General features: G+C 38.4%; 17 protein-coding genes. 15 read left to right on the top strand and 2 right to left on the bottom strand.

Annotated features, from left to right (window positions below):
* The first annotated feature begins 77 nt into the window (after nucleotides 1-77).
* From coaBC to spoVM, 12 genes are all read left to right on the top strand, one after another.
* On the top strand, nucleotides 78-1,088 hold the full coding sequence (gene coaBC, locus AC07YC_RS03045) for a bifunctional phosphopantothenoylcysteine decarboxylase/phosphopantothenate--cysteine ligase CoaBC (protein ID WP_336634383.1): 1,011 nt from the start codon (nucleotides 78-80) through the stop codon (nucleotides 1,086-1,088).
* Nucleotides 1,085-3,496 (top strand): primosomal protein N', encoded by a 2,412-nt coding sequence (priA, locus tag AC07YC_RS03040; protein ID WP_336634382.1) that lies wholly within the window; start codon nucleotides 1,085-1,087, stop codon nucleotides 3,494-3,496. The genes coaBC and priA overlap by 4 nt, the downstream gene beginning before the upstream one ends.
* Before the next feature lie 89 nt (nucleotides 3,497-3,585).
* On the top strand, nucleotides 3,586-4,080 hold the full coding sequence (gene def, locus AC07YC_RS03035; protein ID WP_025113892.1) for a peptide deformylase: 495 nt from the start codon (nucleotides 3,586-3,588) through the stop codon (nucleotides 4,078-4,080).
* A 1-nt stretch (nucleotide 4,081) separates the two neighbouring features.
* Nucleotides 4,082-5,023 carry a methionyl-tRNA formyltransferase gene (gene fmt, locus AC07YC_RS03030; RefSeq protein WP_336634381.1) on the top strand — a complete coding sequence of 314 codons (942 nt, stop codon included), beginning with the start codon at nucleotides 4,082-4,084 and terminating at the stop codon, nucleotides 5,021-5,023.
* Complete coding sequence (gene rsmB, locus AC07YC_RS03025) at nucleotides 5,020-6,381, top strand: 16S rRNA (cytosine(967)-C(5))-methyltransferase RsmB (protein WP_336634380.1); 1,362 nt, start codon at nucleotides 5,020-5,022, stop codon at nucleotides 6,379-6,381. The genes fmt and rsmB overlap by 4 nt, the downstream gene beginning before the upstream one ends.
* Nucleotides 6,381-7,523, top strand: coding sequence for a dual-specificity RNA methyltransferase RlmN (rlmN, locus tag AC07YC_RS03020; RefSeq protein WP_336634379.1), 1,143 nt, complete (start codon nucleotides 6,381-6,383; stop codon nucleotides 7,521-7,523). Before rsmB ends, rlmN begins: the two co-directional genes overlap by 1 nt.
* A 6-nt stretch (nucleotides 7,524-7,529) precedes the next feature.
* The gene (locus AC07YC_RS03015; protein ID WP_069480315.1) at nucleotides 7,530-8,279 is read left to right on the top strand and encodes a Stp1/IreP family PP2C-type Ser/Thr phosphatase; all 750 of its coding nucleotides are present in this window, start codon (nucleotides 7,530-7,532) and stop codon (nucleotides 8,277-8,279) included.
* A gap of 2 nt (nucleotides 8,280-8,281) precedes the next feature.
* Nucleotides 8,282-10,267 carry a Stk1 family PASTA domain-containing Ser/Thr kinase gene (gene pknB, locus AC07YC_RS03010; RefSeq protein WP_494918330.1) on the top strand — a complete coding sequence of 662 codons (1,986 nt, stop codon included), beginning with the start codon at nucleotides 8,282-8,284 and terminating at the stop codon, nucleotides 10,265-10,267.
* 11 nt (nucleotides 10,268-10,278) lie between these two features.
* Nucleotides 10,279-11,163 (top strand): ribosome small subunit-dependent GTPase A, encoded by an 885-nt coding sequence (gene rsgA / locus AC07YC_RS03005; protein ID WP_336634377.1) that lies wholly within the window; start codon nucleotides 10,279-10,281, stop codon nucleotides 11,161-11,163.
* 2 nt (nucleotides 11,164-11,165) lie between these two features.
* Entirely contained in the window at nucleotides 11,166-11,834 is a 669-nt protein-coding gene (gene rpe, locus AC07YC_RS03000) for a ribulose-phosphate 3-epimerase (protein ID WP_336634450.1), read from the top strand.
* Nucleotides 11,831-12,484, top strand: a complete 654-nt coding sequence (locus tag AC07YC_RS02995) for a thiamine diphosphokinase (protein WP_494918329.1) — start codon at nucleotides 11,831-11,833, stop codon at nucleotides 12,482-12,484. Before rpe ends, AC07YC_RS02995 begins: the two co-directional genes overlap by 4 nt.
* A gap of 18 nt (nucleotides 12,485-12,502) precedes the next feature.
* Nucleotides 12,503-12,604: a stage V sporulation protein SpoVM gene (spoVM, locus tag AC07YC_RS02990; protein ID WP_099805045.1), complete on the top strand. Its 102-nt coding sequence runs from the start codon at nucleotides 12,503-12,505 to the stop codon at nucleotides 12,602-12,604.
* Between the two features lie 119 nt (nucleotides 12,605-12,723).
* On the opposite strand, the gene rpmB is transcribed toward spoVM, so the two are convergent.
* Both rpmB and AC07YC_RS02980 read right to left on the bottom strand, forming a co-directional pair.
* Nucleotides 12,724-12,912, bottom strand: a complete 189-nt coding sequence (gene rpmB, locus AC07YC_RS02985) for a 50S ribosomal protein L28 (protein WP_004227417.1) — start codon at nucleotides 12,910-12,912, stop codon at nucleotides 12,724-12,726.
* Between the two features lie 188 nt (nucleotides 12,913-13,100).
* Entirely contained in the window at nucleotides 13,101-13,844 is a 744-nt protein-coding gene (locus tag AC07YC_RS02980) for an IclR family transcriptional regulator (protein WP_494918328.1), read from the bottom strand.
* A gap of 282 nt (nucleotides 13,845-14,126) precedes the next feature.
* Here AC07YC_RS02980 and AC07YC_RS02975 point away from each other — a divergent pair, with 282 nt between their 5' ends.
* The 3 genes from AC07YC_RS02975 to AC07YC_RS02965 all read left to right on the top strand — a co-directional run bounded on the left by AC07YC_RS02975 (nucleotide 14,127) and on the right by AC07YC_RS02965 (nucleotide 17,316).
* Nucleotides 14,127-14,999, top strand: a complete 873-nt coding sequence (locus AC07YC_RS02975) for a dimethylarginine dimethylaminohydrolase family protein (protein WP_336634374.1) — start codon at nucleotides 14,127-14,129, stop codon at nucleotides 14,997-14,999.
* A 16-nt stretch (nucleotides 15,000-15,015) separates the two neighbouring features.
* Nucleotides 15,016-15,777, top strand: coding sequence for a dimethylarginine dimethylaminohydrolase family protein (locus tag AC07YC_RS02970; RefSeq protein WP_494918326.1), 762 nt, complete (start codon nucleotides 15,016-15,018; stop codon nucleotides 15,775-15,777).
* 111 nt (nucleotides 15,778-15,888) lie between these two features.
* Nucleotides 15,889-17,316, top strand: a complete 1,428-nt coding sequence (locus AC07YC_RS02965) for an amino acid permease (protein ID WP_494918325.1) — start codon at nucleotides 15,889-15,891, stop codon at nucleotides 17,314-17,316.
* Nucleotides 17,317-17,327: the final 11 nt, after the last annotated feature.

The following is a 17,327-nucleotide window of genomic DNA, read 5'->3' as shown; positions in this document are numbered from 1 at the left end:
TTTAATTATACAGAATGCCGAGAGCTCCCAGGGAATACTCCTTTGGGAGCTTATCATTTGAAGGGAAGACACCTAGCATGAATAAAAATATTTTACTATGTGTTTCAGGCGGGATTGCCGTATATAAAGCTGTTGCTCTAGTTAGCAAGCTATCACAAGCAGGGGCGACCGTAAAAGTGATAATGACTGCCTCTGCTAGACAGTTTGTGAATCCTTTAAGCTTTCAAGTGATGTCCAAAAATGATGTTTATTTTGACACATTTGATGAAAAAGATTCAAATGTGATTGCCCATATCGATTTAGCAGATTGGGCTGATTTGATTTTAGTTGCACCGGCAACTGCCAATATGATTGGGAAATTGGCCAATGGGATTGCGGATGATATGGTATCAACGACCCTACTTGCTACTACTGCGCCTGTGTGGATAGCTCCAGCTATGAATGTACATATGTATGACCATCCAGCAGTAAAGCGTAACATAGATCGGTTAGCAGCAGATGGCTACCGATTTATCGAGCCTTCAGAAGGATTTCTAGCATGTGGCTATGTTGGGAAGGGGCGCTTAGAGGAACCTGAAAAAATAACAGCTATTGTACAGGATTTTTTTTCAGCGACGCCGACACCAAAACCACTGACAAATAAAACGGTAGTAGTGACAGTTGGTGCCTTGCATGTACCGTTCGATGAAAAGCATATGATTAGACCACAAGCGAATGGTGTCATTGGACAGGCTTTGGCTAATGAGGCAAGGACCTTAGGAGCGCATGTGATTCAAATAGAAGATAGTAGTTTGAATGATTTGATGCAACAGCTGGAAAACTATAAAAATCAGGACCCAGAGGTTCTCTTCATACATGCAGCTAATGTACCGACAATGGAGAAAACACCACTTATTTCAGTAGACGGTATCAAGGCTGTCACATTTGGACAAGAGGTGCTTGGTGAGCCTATGCTCAATATTCACTCGGAGCGTTGGATTGACTTCAGTGAGGAAGCTCAAATAAATGGACAGATCATAGCTACAACTATTCCACAGCACTTTGCCCGAACAGTATGGGCTCAAATTCTAATGGGTGAGGAGCAATGAGCTTATTAATAGCAGAAGTCATTGTAGACGTCTCGACCTATCATGTGGATCGTCCCTTTGATTACCAGGTACCACCCGAATGGGTAAATGTAATAGAAAAGGGCTGCCGTGTAAAAGTACCATTTGGTCCTAGAAATGTTTTAGGCTTTGTCGTAGGAATAAAAACTGAAACAGACGTGCCCCACAATAAATTAAAATCAATTGCTCAAATTTTAGACATGGAGCCGGTACTAACTGATGAAATGCTACAAATGGCAAAGTGGCTGAAGAATCAAACGATTTGCTATGAAATAGATGCTTTACAAGTAATGTTACCTTCAGCATTACGTGCGAAATATGAAAAAATTGTGATGCTGCATGAAGATCAACATATCCCGAGTGAAGTACAAATGATTTTTGGTAAACGACAAAAAGCAAATTTTAAAGAATTTGAACGTGCAGGTTTACTGCCTTTATTAAAGCAATTAGTTGCACAAAATATGGTGACTATTGATAATGTTGTGAAACAACAGGGTCATGTAAAAGAAATACGAATGGTAAAAATTATAGAAGAGCCAAACATTATTGAAAAAGCGATTGAGCAATCAGCTAGAGCTGTGAAGCAACGTCTATTACTAGAATGGATGAGGCAGCATTTAGGAGAAGTTTTGTCACCTCAGCAAATTTGTGAGGAAGCAGGAGTCTCTTCTTCAGTTTTAGAGAGCGTTATTGACAAAGGTGCGGCTCAATTTATTCAAGAAGAAGTATACCGTGACCCGTTTACGAAAGAAGTTTCACGTACGCAAGCCTTACAATTAACAGGTGAGCAACAAATTGCTTTACAAGCCATTACCATGGCTATGGAGGAGCAACAAGCGCAAACATTTTTATTGCATGGTGTAACAGGGAGTGGCAAGACAGAGGTCTATTTGCAGGCGATACAAAAAGTGTTGAACGAAGGCAAAGAAGCCATTATGCTTGTACCTGAAATCTCTTTAACACCTCAAATGACGGAGCGATTCCGTAGTCGTTTTGGAGAGATGGTTGCAGTTATGCATAGCGGCTTGTCTGTTGGCGAGAAGTATGATGAATGGCGTAAAATCCAGCAAGGAAAAGTGAGAGTAGTCGTTGGTGCTCGGTCAGCAATATTTGCCCCCTTTACCAATATTGGCCTTATTATTTTGGATGAAGAGCATGAGTCAACGTATAAGCAAGAAGACTCACCACGTTACCATGCAAGAGATGTAGCTATCTGGCGTAGTGAATATTATAATTGCCCTGTTATTTTGGGTAGTGCTACACCAGGATTAGAATCTTTTGCAAGAGCCAAAAAAGGTGTTTATACATTACTTTCATTAAAGCTGAGAGCCTTACATCAGTCATTACCAACCGTTTTTATTTCAGATATGCGTGAGGAGCTTCGACAAGGAAATCGATCCATGTTTTCCCAATCCCTAATAGAAGCAATCCGTGTTAGATTAGAGAAAAAAGAGCAAATGGTGTTGTTTTTAAATCGACGTGGCTACTCGTCTTTTGTGCTCTGTCGGGATTGTGGGACCGTTGTACAATGTCCCAACTGTGATATTTCTTTAACCTATCATCGTACAACCGAAAAATTGAAATGTCATTACTGTGGTTATGAGGAACATGTTCCTCAAATATGTCCACAATGTCAAAGTGATCATATTCGTTATTTTGGTACTGGTACACAAAAGGTGGAGGAAGAAATATATAAGCTGTTCCCAGAAGCAAGGGTATTACGTATGGATGTAGATACGACAAAGCATAAAGGTGCACATGAAGAAATATTAGCTGCTTTTGGTGAAGGGCAAGCAGATATTTTATTGGGCACGCAGATGATTGCAAAAGGGCTTGATTTTCCAAATATTACGCTTGTAGGTGTACTAAGCGCCGACACCTCCTTACATTTACCAGATTATCGTGCAGCAGAACGTACATTTCAGCTTTTGACACAGGTAAGTGGGAGGGCAGGAAGACATGATAAACCCGGAGAGGTAATTATTCAGACCTATACACCTGAGCATTATGCTATTGAATTAGCTAAAACGCAGGATTATGAGCCATTTTATGAGCGAGAGATGTTTTTACGCCGTCGTTCCAGTTACCCTCCATATTTCTATGTGGCGCTTGTTCAGATTTCTCATGAGGATGTTATGATGGCTGCTGAATATGCAGGACGTATGGCGGATTGGCTTCGTGGAAATTTATCGAATCAAGTAGCTATTATTGGCCCAACGACGGCAAGTATTGCTCGACTCCAAAATAGATATCGTTATCAATGTTTGATAAAATATAAAATTGAACCAAATCTTATTCCAGTATTACAGCGTCTGCTCGCTATGTATCGAGCAGATTGGATCAAACAAGGAATATTAATGACGGTAGATTTAGATCCGTCTACTATATAAGAGAAGATAAACACAGTTTTACGAGCATAAGACCATAAAATAAATAAAATGGTATGGCTCAAGCTAAAAGAGGAAATGAGGAAATAAAAATGGCAATAAAAAAAGTAATCGAACATCCAGCACAAGTACTTTCAACACCATGTGCTGAAGTAACAGAAATAAACGATGAACTCATTACATTACTGGATGATTTATATGACACAATGGTGGAATATGATGGTGTTGGCATTGCAGCACCACAAATTGATATAGGGTTACGAGTAGCGATTGTAGAATTAGGGGAAGAACGCGATATTTTAGAAATGGTTAATCCAACTGTTATTGAAACCGATGGGGCGGAAATAGATATTGAAGGTTGCTTGAGTTTCCCAGGATTATATGGGGAGGTAGAACGCCCTAGCTATGTGAAAATTGAAGCATGTGACCGTGAAGGACGTGTTTATGAATTAGAAGCAGGGGGCTTTGATGCTAGAGCAATTTTACATGAAATTGATCATTTAGATGGCGTGCTATTTGATTCGAAAATTAAACGTGTTATAACTGCAGAAGAACTTGAAGAAATGTATGCAGATGAGGAGGAATAAAATGACTTCGATTATTTTTATGGGGACACCTGACTTCTCTGCACCCATTTTGCGTATGCTACATGAAGAAGGGTACGACATTAAAGCAGTAGTGACACAACCTGATCGACCAGTAGGACGTAAACGTGTATTGACACCACCACCTGTCAAGGCAGCAGCATTAGAGCTAGGATTACCTATTATCCAACCAGAAAAGCTACGTGGATCAGAGGAGCTACAACAGATTCTTGCGTTACAGCCAGATATAGTTATTACCGCTGCATTTGGACAAATATTACCAAAAGAACTATTGGATGCTCCTGCACTCGGCTGTATTAATGTCCATGCTTCATTGTTACCAAAATATCGTGGAGGCGCCCCTATTCACCAAGCTATTATGGATGGTGAAAAGGAAACTGGCGTCACAATTATGTATATGGCAGAAAAACTTGATGCCGGTGATATTATTTCTCAAAGAGCTATTCCAATTGAACAAGATGATCATACAGGTGGATTTTTTGATAAGCTAAGTATAGTTGGTCGTGATTTATTAAAGGACACACTTCCATCTATTATTAATGGAACAAATAGCCGTACAGTGCAAGATGAAACGCAAGTTACTTTTGCGAGCAATATTTCGAGAGAACAGGAACGTATTGATTGGACAAAGGATGCCACAACTCTTTACAATCAAGTACGCGGACTACATCCGTGGCCTGTAGCATATACCACTTTTGAGGATGGTAATTTTAAAGTATGGTGGGCAACTATTGGCAATAGCAAGCATGATACGATCCCCGGTACTGTTGTAGCGATTGCAAAAGATCATTTTGAAGTAGCGGCTGGCAATGGGACAACCTTCGCATTATTTGATGTACAACCTGCAGGTAAAAAGCGCATGACAGCTGAAGAATATTTACGTGGTACAGGTTCTAAATTACAGATTGGGGACCAATTTAAATGAGTAAAAAAAGTGTAGTAATTTGGGATGGAAATGTGCGAGATGCCGCATTGTCTATTCTGTTAGCAGTTGATAAAAATCAAGCCTATAGCAATTTACTTCTCAATGAAACCATTAAACGACATAAAATAGAGGCGAAGGATCGCGCTTTATTAACAGAATTAACATATGGTACATTGCAATATAAAATGACCCTTGATTATTATTTAGAGCCTTTTATCCGTGGTTCTATAGATCATTGGGTTCGTTGGTTATTGCGTATATCTTTGTATCAAATGCAATATTTAACGCGTATCCCAGCGCATGCTGCCGTTAATGAGGCAGTAGAAATTGCGAAGCGCAGAGGGCATCGTGGTATTGCTTCGACGGTCAATGGTATTTTAAGATCTGTCTTACGTCAAGGTGTACCAGCTATAACTGATATCGAAAATCCAATAGAGCGTCTTGCTATTGAAACAAGTCATCCGATTTGGCTAGTACAGCGTTTTGTTGATAATTACGGCCTAGAAGTCGCTACTGGAATGCTACATGAAAATAATGTACCTCCTATGCAAACTGTTCGTGTCAATACAACGAAGGTAACTGTTGAGCAAGCGATAGCAGAACTAGAAGCGGAAGGTTTAACAGCGAAGCAAAGCGACATCATCCCAGAATGTCTACACTTAACAAATGGTCAACCCGCTCGCACTCATGCATTTAAAGAGGGGCATATTACTATTCAAGACGAGAGTTCAATGATACCAGCCAATGTTCTACATCCATCTCCTGGTATGCGTGTCTTGGATATGTGTGCAGCACCAGGTGGTAAAACAACGCATTTAGCTGAAATCATGAAAAATGAAGGCTCTATTTTAGCAACAGATCTTCATCCACATAAATTAGATTTAATCGACCATAATACAGAACGTCTAGGGCTAGATATTATTGAAACAGCCCCAATTGACGGTCGCAAAGCACCTGAATTTTTACAAGCAGCGTCGTATGATGCCGTTTTAGTGGATGCACCATGTAGTGGGCTAGGCGTTATGCGACGTAAGCCAGATATTAAATATACGAAGCGAGAAGAAGATTTAGAAAATCTTCAAACCATCCAACTAGCATTATTAGATGCAGCGACAAAAGTATTGAAGATAGAGGGTAAGCTTGTGTACAGTACTTGTACAGTCGATAAACAAGAAAATGAAGGCACAGTAAAAGCCTTTTTAGCAACGCATCCAGAAATGGAAGCGATACAACTAGAATCTTTACCAACAAAATTAGCGGAAAAGCAAGCTAATGGCATGCTTCAAGTCTTTCCACAAGACTTTGGCAGTGACGGTTTCTTCGTTGCCGCCTTTCGTAAAAAAGGAGAATCCAACTAATGCTGGATCAAAAAGAATTTAATGAACGTATCAACGATTTAGTTGAAGAGGCAGAAGAAAAGCCGGTTCGACGTGTGAAAAAGGAAAAACCAAATTTAAAGGAATCGATTTATTCATTCCAACCACATCAATTAGAAGATTGGTTAAAGGAAAACGGAGAAAAGCCTTTCCGTGCAGCGCAGATTTTTGATTGGTTATATAATAAACGTGTGAAGACGTTTGAAGAAATGTCAAACCTTTCAAAGGGATTACGGGACAAGCTAACTGCAAATTTTGCTTTATCTACCTTGTCAACAATTATCAAGCAAGAGTCTAAAGATGGTACCATTAAGTTTTTATTCCAATTGCAAGATGGCTATTCTATAGAAACGGTATTAATGCGCCATGAATATGGAAACTCTGTTTGTGTGACAACACAGGTGGGCTGCCGCATTGGATGTACATTTTGTGCCTCAACTTTAGGTGGCTTGAAACGACATTTATTAGCTGGGGAAATTGTAGAGCAAGTGGTAAAAGTACAGCAAACGTTAGATGAAGTAAGTGAGCGAGTATCACATATTGTTATTATGGGTATTGGTGAACCTTTCGATAATTATGATGCAATGATGAACTTCTTAAAAGTGATTAATCATGAAAAAGGATTAAATATTGGAGCGCGTCACATTACTGTATCCACATCAGGTATCGTTCCAAAAATTTATCAATTTGCTGATGAACAACTACAAATTAACTTTGCGGTATCTTTACATGCACCAAATCAAGAGGCTCGTCAAAAGCTGATGCCAATTGCGCGTGCCTATAAATTAGAAGAGTTAATGGAAGCCGTTCGTTACTATACTAAAAAGACGGGCAGACGTGTAAGTTTTGAATATGGATTAATGTCTGGTGAAAATGATTCAGTAGAAATTGCAGAAGAGCTTTCTGCTTTAATTAAAGGAATTAAATGTCATGTTAACTTAATTCCTGTTAACTACGTACCAGAACGTGATTATGTTCGTACGTCTCGTAGCCAAATTTTTGCGTTTGAAAAAACATTAAAGAAAAATGGGATAAACGTAACGATCCGCCGAGAGCAAGGTTCAGATATTGCGGCTGCGTGTGGTCAATTACGTGCGCAAGAGAGATCTGAAGAAACGAGGTGACCAGTGTTGGAATACACAGTCGAAAGTGATATTGGTTTAAAACGATCAATTAATGAAGACCGTGCTGCATTATTTAAACGTCCTGACGGGCTTGCACTAGCACTTGTGGCGGACGGCATGGGTGGTCATAATGCTGGAGATGTGGCAAGTGATATGGCAATAAAACAGATGGAGACCTTTTTTTTACAGGCAGACGCACATCATTTTGTATCAACGACATCAAAGAAAGAATGGTTATTACAAACAGTAAAGCAATTGAATAAAAATATTTATGACTATTCTTTATCACACGAAGACTGTAAAGGAATGGGCACGACGTTTATTGCAGTGTTAATAGAAGAACATCATTGTTTCATTGCACATGTTGGAGATAGTCGTGTGTATTATTTCTTTGAAGATGGTGCACAACAAATCACAAGAGATCATTCTTATGTGAATGTACTGGTTGAAAATGGAGAAATTAGCGAAGAGGAAGCATTGACGCATCCAAAGAAAAATTTCATCTTAAAAGCTGTAGGTACAGAGGAAGCAATAGAACCAGATTTTTATGAAGTAGAGTTGGCATCAAAATCGTATTTACTCATTTGTTCAGATGGATTAAGCAATAAACTAACTGTCTATGAAATGGCTTCAATCATTACGTATCCGGATCCTATATTGGAAAAAGGACGTAAACTTGTAGAGTTAGCAAATGCCAGCGGGGGAGAAGATAATATCTCCCTCGTGCTACTAACTAAAAAGGATGAGGAGGTGTAAGAATGCTGGTAGGTAAAAGAATTAGTGACCGTTATAAGATTTTAGAACTCATTGGTGGCGGAGGTATGTCCAATGTTTATCTAGCTCATGATATGATATTAAATCGTGATGTGGCCATAAAAATATTACGCTATGATTTTTCCAATGAGGATGAGTTACATCGACGTTTTCAACGTGAGGCACTGTCTGCCACAAGTCTTACACATCCTAATATTGTTAGTGTTTATGATGTAGGTGACGATGGGGATCTACACTATATTGTGATGGAATTTGTTCAAGGAAAAACGTTAAAGCAGTACATACAAGAATTTGCACCAATTTCTCCATCTAGAAGTGTGCATATTATGAAGCAATTAACGTCTGCTATTGCTAATGCCCATGAAAATCATATTATTCACCGTGATATTAAACCACAAAATATTTTGATGGATGCAGAGGGAAATGTCAAAGTAACAGATTTTGGCATTGCCATGACGTTAAGCGCTACATCCTTTACTCAAACGAATTCTGTGCTAGGGACAGTGCATTACTTATCACCAGAGCAGGCTAGGGGTGGTACGGCTACAAGTCAATCGGACATTTATGCACTGGGTATTGTATTGTATGAATTATTAACAGGTGAATTACCTTTTTCAGGGGAGTCAGCTGTTTCTATTGCTCTTAAGCATTTACAAGCGGAAACACCTTCAGTTCGTGCTTTTGATGGAACCATTCCGCAAAGCTTGGAAAATGTGGTGCTCAAGGCTACAGCAAAAGATGCATCTCATCGCTATAATACAGTGGAAGAAATGTATGATGATTTGGAAACTGTCTTATCATCTTCCCGAATAAATGAACCAAAGTTTGTTATTCCAGTGGATAATGATGCGACAAAGGCCATTCCAATTATTAAAGAGGAAGCTCTAAAGAAAGATGAAGATTTAACTAAAACAAGGGTTATTGAGCCCATTGTGGAATATAAATCTCCTGCTCAGTCACCTAAAAAACCTGTAGAAAAACCTACTCCTGTAAAAGCAAAGAAGAAAAAATGGCCTAAGATTGTGGCGGGATTATTGATAGCAGTAATTATCATCTTCTTATTCTTCATATTTGCAGCAGATTTATTTAGCCCGAAAAAAGTGGCAGTCCCAGATGTCATAAATTTGACTGTAGAGGAAGCTACAAAAAAATTAGAAGCCGAGGGATTTGTTGTTGGTGAGGAGCATCAGGAGCGAAATCATGAGGACATTGCAAAGGGTCATGTTATAGAAACCGATCCAGAGAAAAATTCAATGCGCGCGAAAGGCTCAGAGATTGACCTAATTGTTAGTATAGGTGTGGAAACGACGACTGTTGATAATTATGTCGGACAAAATTATAGTCAAGTAGAGGCTTTAATAAAAGGAAAGTATAAAGAAGTAAGGAAAGAGGAAGTACCTTCTCGTGAACCTGAAGGTAGAATTATTGAGCAAAGTATTCCGGCAGATACGGAAGTGGTAGCAAAAGAGGAAACGATTACCTTTAAAGTAAGTCAAGGTGTTCGTATGGTCAGAGTAGAAAATGTTGTGAACTATTCGAAAGCAGATATGGATAACTATGTGAACAGAGTAGGTCTCAGCTGGCGAGTATCTCGTGAAGACTATCATGAATCGATCCCTGCTGGTAGTGTAATTTCGCAATTGACAAAAGCAGGTACTATGGTGGAGGAAGGTTCTGCTATATCGGTTATAATTAGTAAGGGACCAGCTAAAAAGCCTGAGAAATTCCTGCTTAAGCCCATAGTCATTGAGTATAAACCTAAAGAAGAGGGTATACCTCAAAAAGTTCGCATTGAAATTCAAGATAAAAATCATACATTTTCAGAACCAGTTACGGAGCTGGAAATTTTAAATGATACACCTTACAATATACAGCTTGTTATTGAAGAAGGTAAAGATGCGAGTTATAGAATTATCCGTGACTCAGAAATCATCTTAGAAGAAAAAGTTCATTATAACGATGTCAATTAAGGAGGAATTGGATGGCGCAAGGCCAAATAAGAAAAGCGTTAAGCGGTTATTATTATGTGTACGATGGTCATCAGCTTATTCAATGCCGAGGACGTGGGGTCTTTCGTAATCGCGGAGAATCCCCGCTTGTCGGTGATATGGTAGAATATTCATTGGAAACAGAAGGATCGGATGGCACTATTCAAAAGATTTTAGAACGTCAAAATGAATTAGTTCGACCGCCAATTGCCAATATTGATCAGGGTATCTTGGTTTTTTCTGTAAAAGAGCCTAATTTTAATACGATATTACTCGATCGCTTTTTAGTTGTTTTAGAATCATTCCATGTACACCCTATTATTTGTTTAACAAAAATGGATTTACTAGAAAATGACGAACATAAGGAATTACAGCGTTATATAGCGGATTACGAAAATATGGGCTATACGGTTCTTCAAACTTATAAAGATGAAGAAGAATTGGTGGAAAGATTACAGCCTATTTTAAAGGGGAAAACAACTGTCCTAGCAGGCCAATCTGGTGTTGGAAAATCGACATTACTCAATACATTAATTCCTGAATTAAATTTAAAAACAGGTATTATCTCACAGAGCCTAGGGCGTGGAAAACATACGACGCGTCACGTTGAGCTAATAGAGGTCTGTGATGGTTTATTGGCAGATACGCCTGGATTCAGTTCGTTTGATTTTGATGAAATTGAGAAAGAAGAATTAGGCGCATGTTTTCCTGAAATGGTTAGAGTGGCCGATCATTGTAAGTTCAGAGGCTGTTTACATATGAAAGAGCCCAAATGTGCAGTCAAGGCGTCCGTAGAGACAGGGGAAATTCGTGACTACCGCTACAAGCATTATGAACAATTTATGCAAGAAATTATGGATCGAAAGCCGAGGTATTAATGATGATACAAATAGCACCATCAATTTTAGCAGCAAATTTTGCAAAATTAGGAGAAGAAGTAAGAGAAGTAGAGCAAGCCGGTGCAAAACTAATTCATATAGATGTGATGGATGGTCATTTTGTGCCGAATATTTCATTTGGCTCAATCGTATTGGATGCTATCCGTCCATTAACGGATTTACCATTAGATGTGCATTTAATGATTGAAAACCCAGATCAGTATATTGAACAGTTTGCTCAAGCTGGAGCAGACTATATTACCGTACATGTTGAAGCTTGTCGTCACCTACATCGTACAATTCAATTAATCCGCTCATATGGTATAAAGGCGGGTGTCGTATTAAATCCACATACACCGATAGATTCTATCCAGCATGTTCTTGAAGATATCGATATGGTATTATTAATGACTGTCAATCCAGGGTTCGGCGGACAAAAATTCATTCATTCGGTTGTGCCTAAAATCGAGACTTTATCTACATTGATTAAAGAGCGTGGGTTGGACATCGCCATTGAAATTGACGGTGGCATTACAGCTGAAACGATTGTTCCATGTGCACAGGCAGGGGCGACGATTTTTGTAGCAGGATCAGCCATCTATAGTAAAGAGGATCGAACAGCTGCGCTTCAAGAAATTTTAGCGGCTGGTGAGGCAGCGATTAACGGATGACGACAGTCGTTGTTTGTGCAGGTGGTCCAAAACAAGAGCTGTGTTCGTTCACATCGTTTCAACAACAACAGGATGTAGTGTTTATTGGCGCAGATCGTGGTGCTTTATATTTAATAGAGCAGGGGATTACGCCACATGCAATTGTTGGAGATTTTGATTCTTTGTCAGAAGAAGAATATCAGCGGGTGTTGGCACGGACAAATGATCAACAACGTTTTCAAGAAGAGAAAAATGAAACAGATACGGATTTAGCCTTGCTTAAAGCATTTACGTTTGCACCAGAAGAAATTATTTTGACAGGTGTTACGGGAGGGCGTCTAGATCATTATGAGGCAGCTGTTCGTTCTATATATCGTTTACAAAAAGAGTATCCACATATTGTATTGAAGATTATTAATCATACAAATATGTTACAATTTTTATTGCCGGGGACACATGCTATTTATGCAGATAAACGATACCGGTACTTATCCTTCTTTGCTCATGAAGAGCCGATAAAAGATGTGACATTAAGGCAAGTGAAATATGAAACGACGAAAGAAGAAATTTCTTTAGGCACATCCCGATTTACAAGTAATGAAATAATAGGAACTTCAGGGTCTATATCTTTCTCAAGAGGCATATGTTTAATGATAAGAAGCATAGATTAGCGTAAGGGGGAGAGAGTCCTGAAAGTATATACGTTCCAATTGCCGAAATTCGTTAGTAGTATTACGCGCACGTGTATTAACCTATTTAAAAAAGATAAGAAAGTAAAAAAATCCGACTAATAGTAGTCGGATTTTTTCATTCTTTGCTATATGTAGATTTTTATTGCAGTAATCATTCTATAACCAAAGAAAAAAATCGATTTACGCTCAAAGCGAAATCGATTTTTTAGAAGCGTCGATTAAACGCGCTCGATTTTACCTGATTTTAATGCACGAGCAGAAACCCATACACGTTTTGGTTTACCGTCAACTAAGATACGAACTTTTTGAAGGTTAGCACCCCAAGTACGTTTGTTAGCGTTCATAGCGTGGGAACGGTTGTTACCAGTACGAGCTTTACGTCCAGTGATTACACATTGTTTTGGCATGTTGTATTCCCTCCTTACTGTTGATGCTGAAAGATTATTATATTTCAGTTCGGTATTTCACATACCATAATAATTTAACATACGATGGCGTTCAGTGCAACAGTTTTCACATAACCTTTCAAGAAAAAAACCTTTACAGGCAAAATTGATGAACAAAAAATAGATTTTCTTTGAAGGAATCAATTCTTCTAATCTTTTTCTCGATAACCAAGTTTCAGTGAGATGCGTTTTCCGGTATTCACCAAACGTTCAATGAGTGTTTCAATGTGCTCTGGAGAAACATTAAAGCTGACAAAACCGATGCTTACTGCTCCTAATACTTCACCAAAACCATCTAAAACGGAAACGGCAATGGAGGAAGTACCAGCCGTTCGTTCTCCGTGACTAATCGCATAGCCTTGTTGTTGAATTTGACGAAGTTGCTCCTCTAGTTCAGGCATTTCATCTTGCGTTACTAGCTGTTTTATTATTTCTTTCGATTGTGCGTCAGACATAGAGGCGAGAATGGCTTTATTGGCTGCTCCAATATGTAGTGGTATACGAATACCCAACTGGTCATAAATCCGAATTGGATTGGCAGCGCTATCTATTCTTTCAATAATAATCGTGTCTAAACCTGCTGGCTTACTTAAATAGACACTTTCTTCAACATCTCTTGCTAATCGCTCTAGCTCTGGTCGGATTTTGCTAATATAATCCATCGTATCATAGACTTGCAAACCGAGTTCCATCCAAATGGTCCCGAGTCGATAATGTTTAGTTTGTTCATCTTGCTCAATCATTCCTTGATTAATCATCGCTTTTAAAATTCTATGTAAAGTACTTAGAGGTAAATCACATTTTGTTGAAAGCTCCGAAATGGACAAGCTACTGTCATTTGCTTCAGAAGCTAAAACCTTCGCAATAGTCATAGCCCGCTCTAATAATTGCATTTGTCCTACCTCCTTTTCTCCTATTTTATTTTTATTCTCTATCTACGTCTAGTTCCAATCTTACTGAGACATGAGTTCATTGAATACAAAAAGAAAGTGAATAACCTTTTAGTAAAATTCAGACATAATTCAACAGGACTTACTGAGAGTAGTTTGAAAAGAAAATGAAAAATAAAAGTTTTCTAAATATATTGACAGTATAGCATAAAACGCATATATTTTTCATATAAACTTTCCTCTAAACGGAAACGTTTTCCACTACACGGAAAAGGAGTGAAGGGAATGCATTATTGCTCGTCGATGTATACACCTTTAAAACACGTAATAGTAAAGCATCCAAAAGATGCCTTCCGAAGTCAGAGGCATCTTAGTGATGAATGGAAAACTTTTAACTACCTATCTGAGCCCAACTTTGAAGAAGCATTAAAGGAATATGCAGAATTTATTGAGATTCTTAAAAAGTATGTGGACACAATTGATTATCTACCACTTTCAGATGAGGTAGGGTTGGACTCACTTTATGCTCATGATCCAGTCAAGTTTACGCCCAAGGGTGCCATTCTATTAAAGTCTGGAAAAAAATTAAGACAGCCAGAAGCTTCCATCTACAAAGAATTTTTAAAGGACAAGGGTATTTCCATAATCGGAGAACTCACTGGAGATGCAGTGGCAGATGGTGGAGATATTGTTTGGTTAGATGATCGAACACTTGCTGTTGGGAGAGGTTATCGAACAAATGATGAGGCCATTCGTCAGCTAAAAGAAATGACAGCTGAAATGGTAGATGAATTTATAGTGGTACAGCTACCACATGATTTAGGTGAAGCTGAATGCTTACATCTTATGTCTTTCATTAGTATGGTTGATAAGGATTTAGCAGTTGTACATTCCCGTTTAATGCCTGTATTTTTCCGCCAACTACTAGTGGAAAGAGGTATTCAGTTAGTGGAAGTGCCAAAGGATGAATACGATACACTGGGCTGTAATGTGTTAGCGCTTGCACCTAGAGTTTGTGTGATTCCTGAAGGAAACACGGTCACAAAACAGCAACTAATCGAAGCAGGTGCAACGGTATTTGAATATAAAGGTCATCAAATTTCTGTATTAGGAACAGGCGGGCCTACATGTCTGACTTGTCCTGTAATAAGAGCATAAAAGGAGAGAAAAGAATATGTTTAAAAATGTTATTGTTAAAAATCCAGGAAATAGTTTTGTAAACGGTTTAACGACTAGTGATTTAGGAAAGCCGATTTTAGAGAAATTATACGAGCAGCATGACAAGTATGTCGAAGCTTTAAAAAAGTGTGGGGTTGAAGTAACACAATTACCAGCGAATGAAGCATTTCCTGATTCAACATTTGTAGAGGATACGGCCGTTTTAACACCAGAATTTGCTATTATTTCAAATCCAGGAGCTGCTGCCCGTAACCGAGAAATTGAAGAAATCGAACCTGCTGTAAAGCAATTCTACGATAAAATTTATTATATAAAAGGATCGGGAACGCTTGATGGAGGGGACGTATTACAGGCTGAAAAGAAATTTTATGTAGGAATTTCAGATCGTACAAATGAAGAAGGGGCACAACAATTTAAGGAAATCGTTGAACAAGAGGGATATGAGGCGACGATTATCCCATTAAAAGAATTCTTCCATTTAAAAACGGGTATTGCTTATGTAGGAGACAATCGTATGGTGCTAGCTGGTGAGTTTGTAGATCATCCGGCATTTGAATCCTATGAAAAAGTTATTATTCCAAAGGAAGATGAATATTCTGCTAACTGTATTCAAGTCAATGATTATATTATTATTCCAGCAGGATACCCGGACACAAATCGTAAATTACTCGATCTAGGTTATCAAACGATTGAACTTGAAATGTCCGAATTTAGAAAACATGATGGTGGCTTAAGCTGCTTATCATTACGTTTTTAAGTAAAACTACTTGAACCCAATCAATTTAAAAATGATAAATTGGTTGGGTGCTTTTGTTATTTATATATCAGAATATTCAATATATTCACATTATATGGGAGGAATGGATAAATGTTGGATAAAGGGGATCAAGTTCACAATCAACAATTAAACCGTTCAATGAAAAGTCGTCACTTATTAATGCTTTCTCTTGGGGGGGTTATCGGAACAGGGTTATTTTTAAATGTAGGCTTTACCATTAACCAAGCGGGTCCAGGTGGAGCACTGATTGGTTATTTATTTGGTGGGTTAATTTTATTTATGGTAATGAACTGTCTAGGGGAGTTAGCTGTTTACATGCCTGTTACTGGTTCCTTTCAAACATATGCTACACGTTTTATTAGCCCTTCAGCCGGCTTTTCATTAGGCTGGATGTACTTTGTCGGTTCAGCAGCGACAGCGGGTGTTGAGTTTACAGCTGCCGGGATTTTAATGCAGCATTGGTTTCCAGATATACCTATTTGGATATGGTGTGCTGTATTTATGGTTCTTTTATTTGTCTTAAATGCTTTAACTACAAAGGGGTTTGCCGAAGCAGAATTTTGGTTTGCGAGTATTAAAGTAGTCGCAGTTATTGCCTTTATTATAATCGGTGGGGCGGCTATTTTTGGATTGATTCCGTTAGCAGATCGTCCAACACCACATCTCACAAATTTAGCACCGACTGGTTTATTCCCAGCAGGTATTACCATTATTTTTGTCACGATGATGAATGTTATTTTCTCATATCAAGGGTCAGAGCTTGTGGGAATTGCAGCTGGTGAAACCGAAAACCCCGAAAAAAATATTCCAAGAGCTATCCGGACAATACTTTTTAGAATTATTGTTTTTTATATTGCTTCTATTATTGTATTATCAGCCATTTTCCCATCATCAGAGCTTGGCCTAATGGAAAGTCCATTTGTCACGTTGATGAATTTGGCGGGTGTTCCCTATGCAGCTGGTATCATGAATTTTGTTATTTTAACCGCGATTCTATCCGTTGGTAATTCATGTTTATATGCGTCAACTCGTTTATTGTTCTCCATGTCTCATGAGGGAATGGCACCAAAATTATTTGGTCGTCTTACTAAAAATAAAGTGCCACTAAATGCACTGATCTTTACAATGGTTTTCTCACTCTTATCATTACTAACAAGTGTGATGGAAGCAGATGCGGTATTTGTTTTATTAATGTCGATTGCAGGAATATCTGTCACGATTTCATGGATGGGGATTTGTGCTTCTCAATTAATGTTCCGCTATCGTTATATTAAGTCGGGTGGAAATTTAGCAGATTTAAAATTTAAAACTCCTTTATTTCCATTAATACCGATATTCTGTATTTTCTTTTGTTTAGTAATTTTGATCTTTTTAGCATTTGATCCAACCCAAAGAATCGGGCTATTGTATGGCATTGGATTCTTTATGGCTTGTATGATTTTTTATCGATTGAAATTAAAAAAAGCACCTATGGCTACTACAGATACCAAAAATGAAGAGTCATTACATATTCGTTAAGAACCTTAAAC

The organism is Lysinibacillus sp. GW247-5R2A (assembly GCF_059424475.1).
The sequence above is the reverse complement of the archived record's forward strand: the minus strand, read 5'-3'. Positions and strand labels throughout refer to the sequence as shown.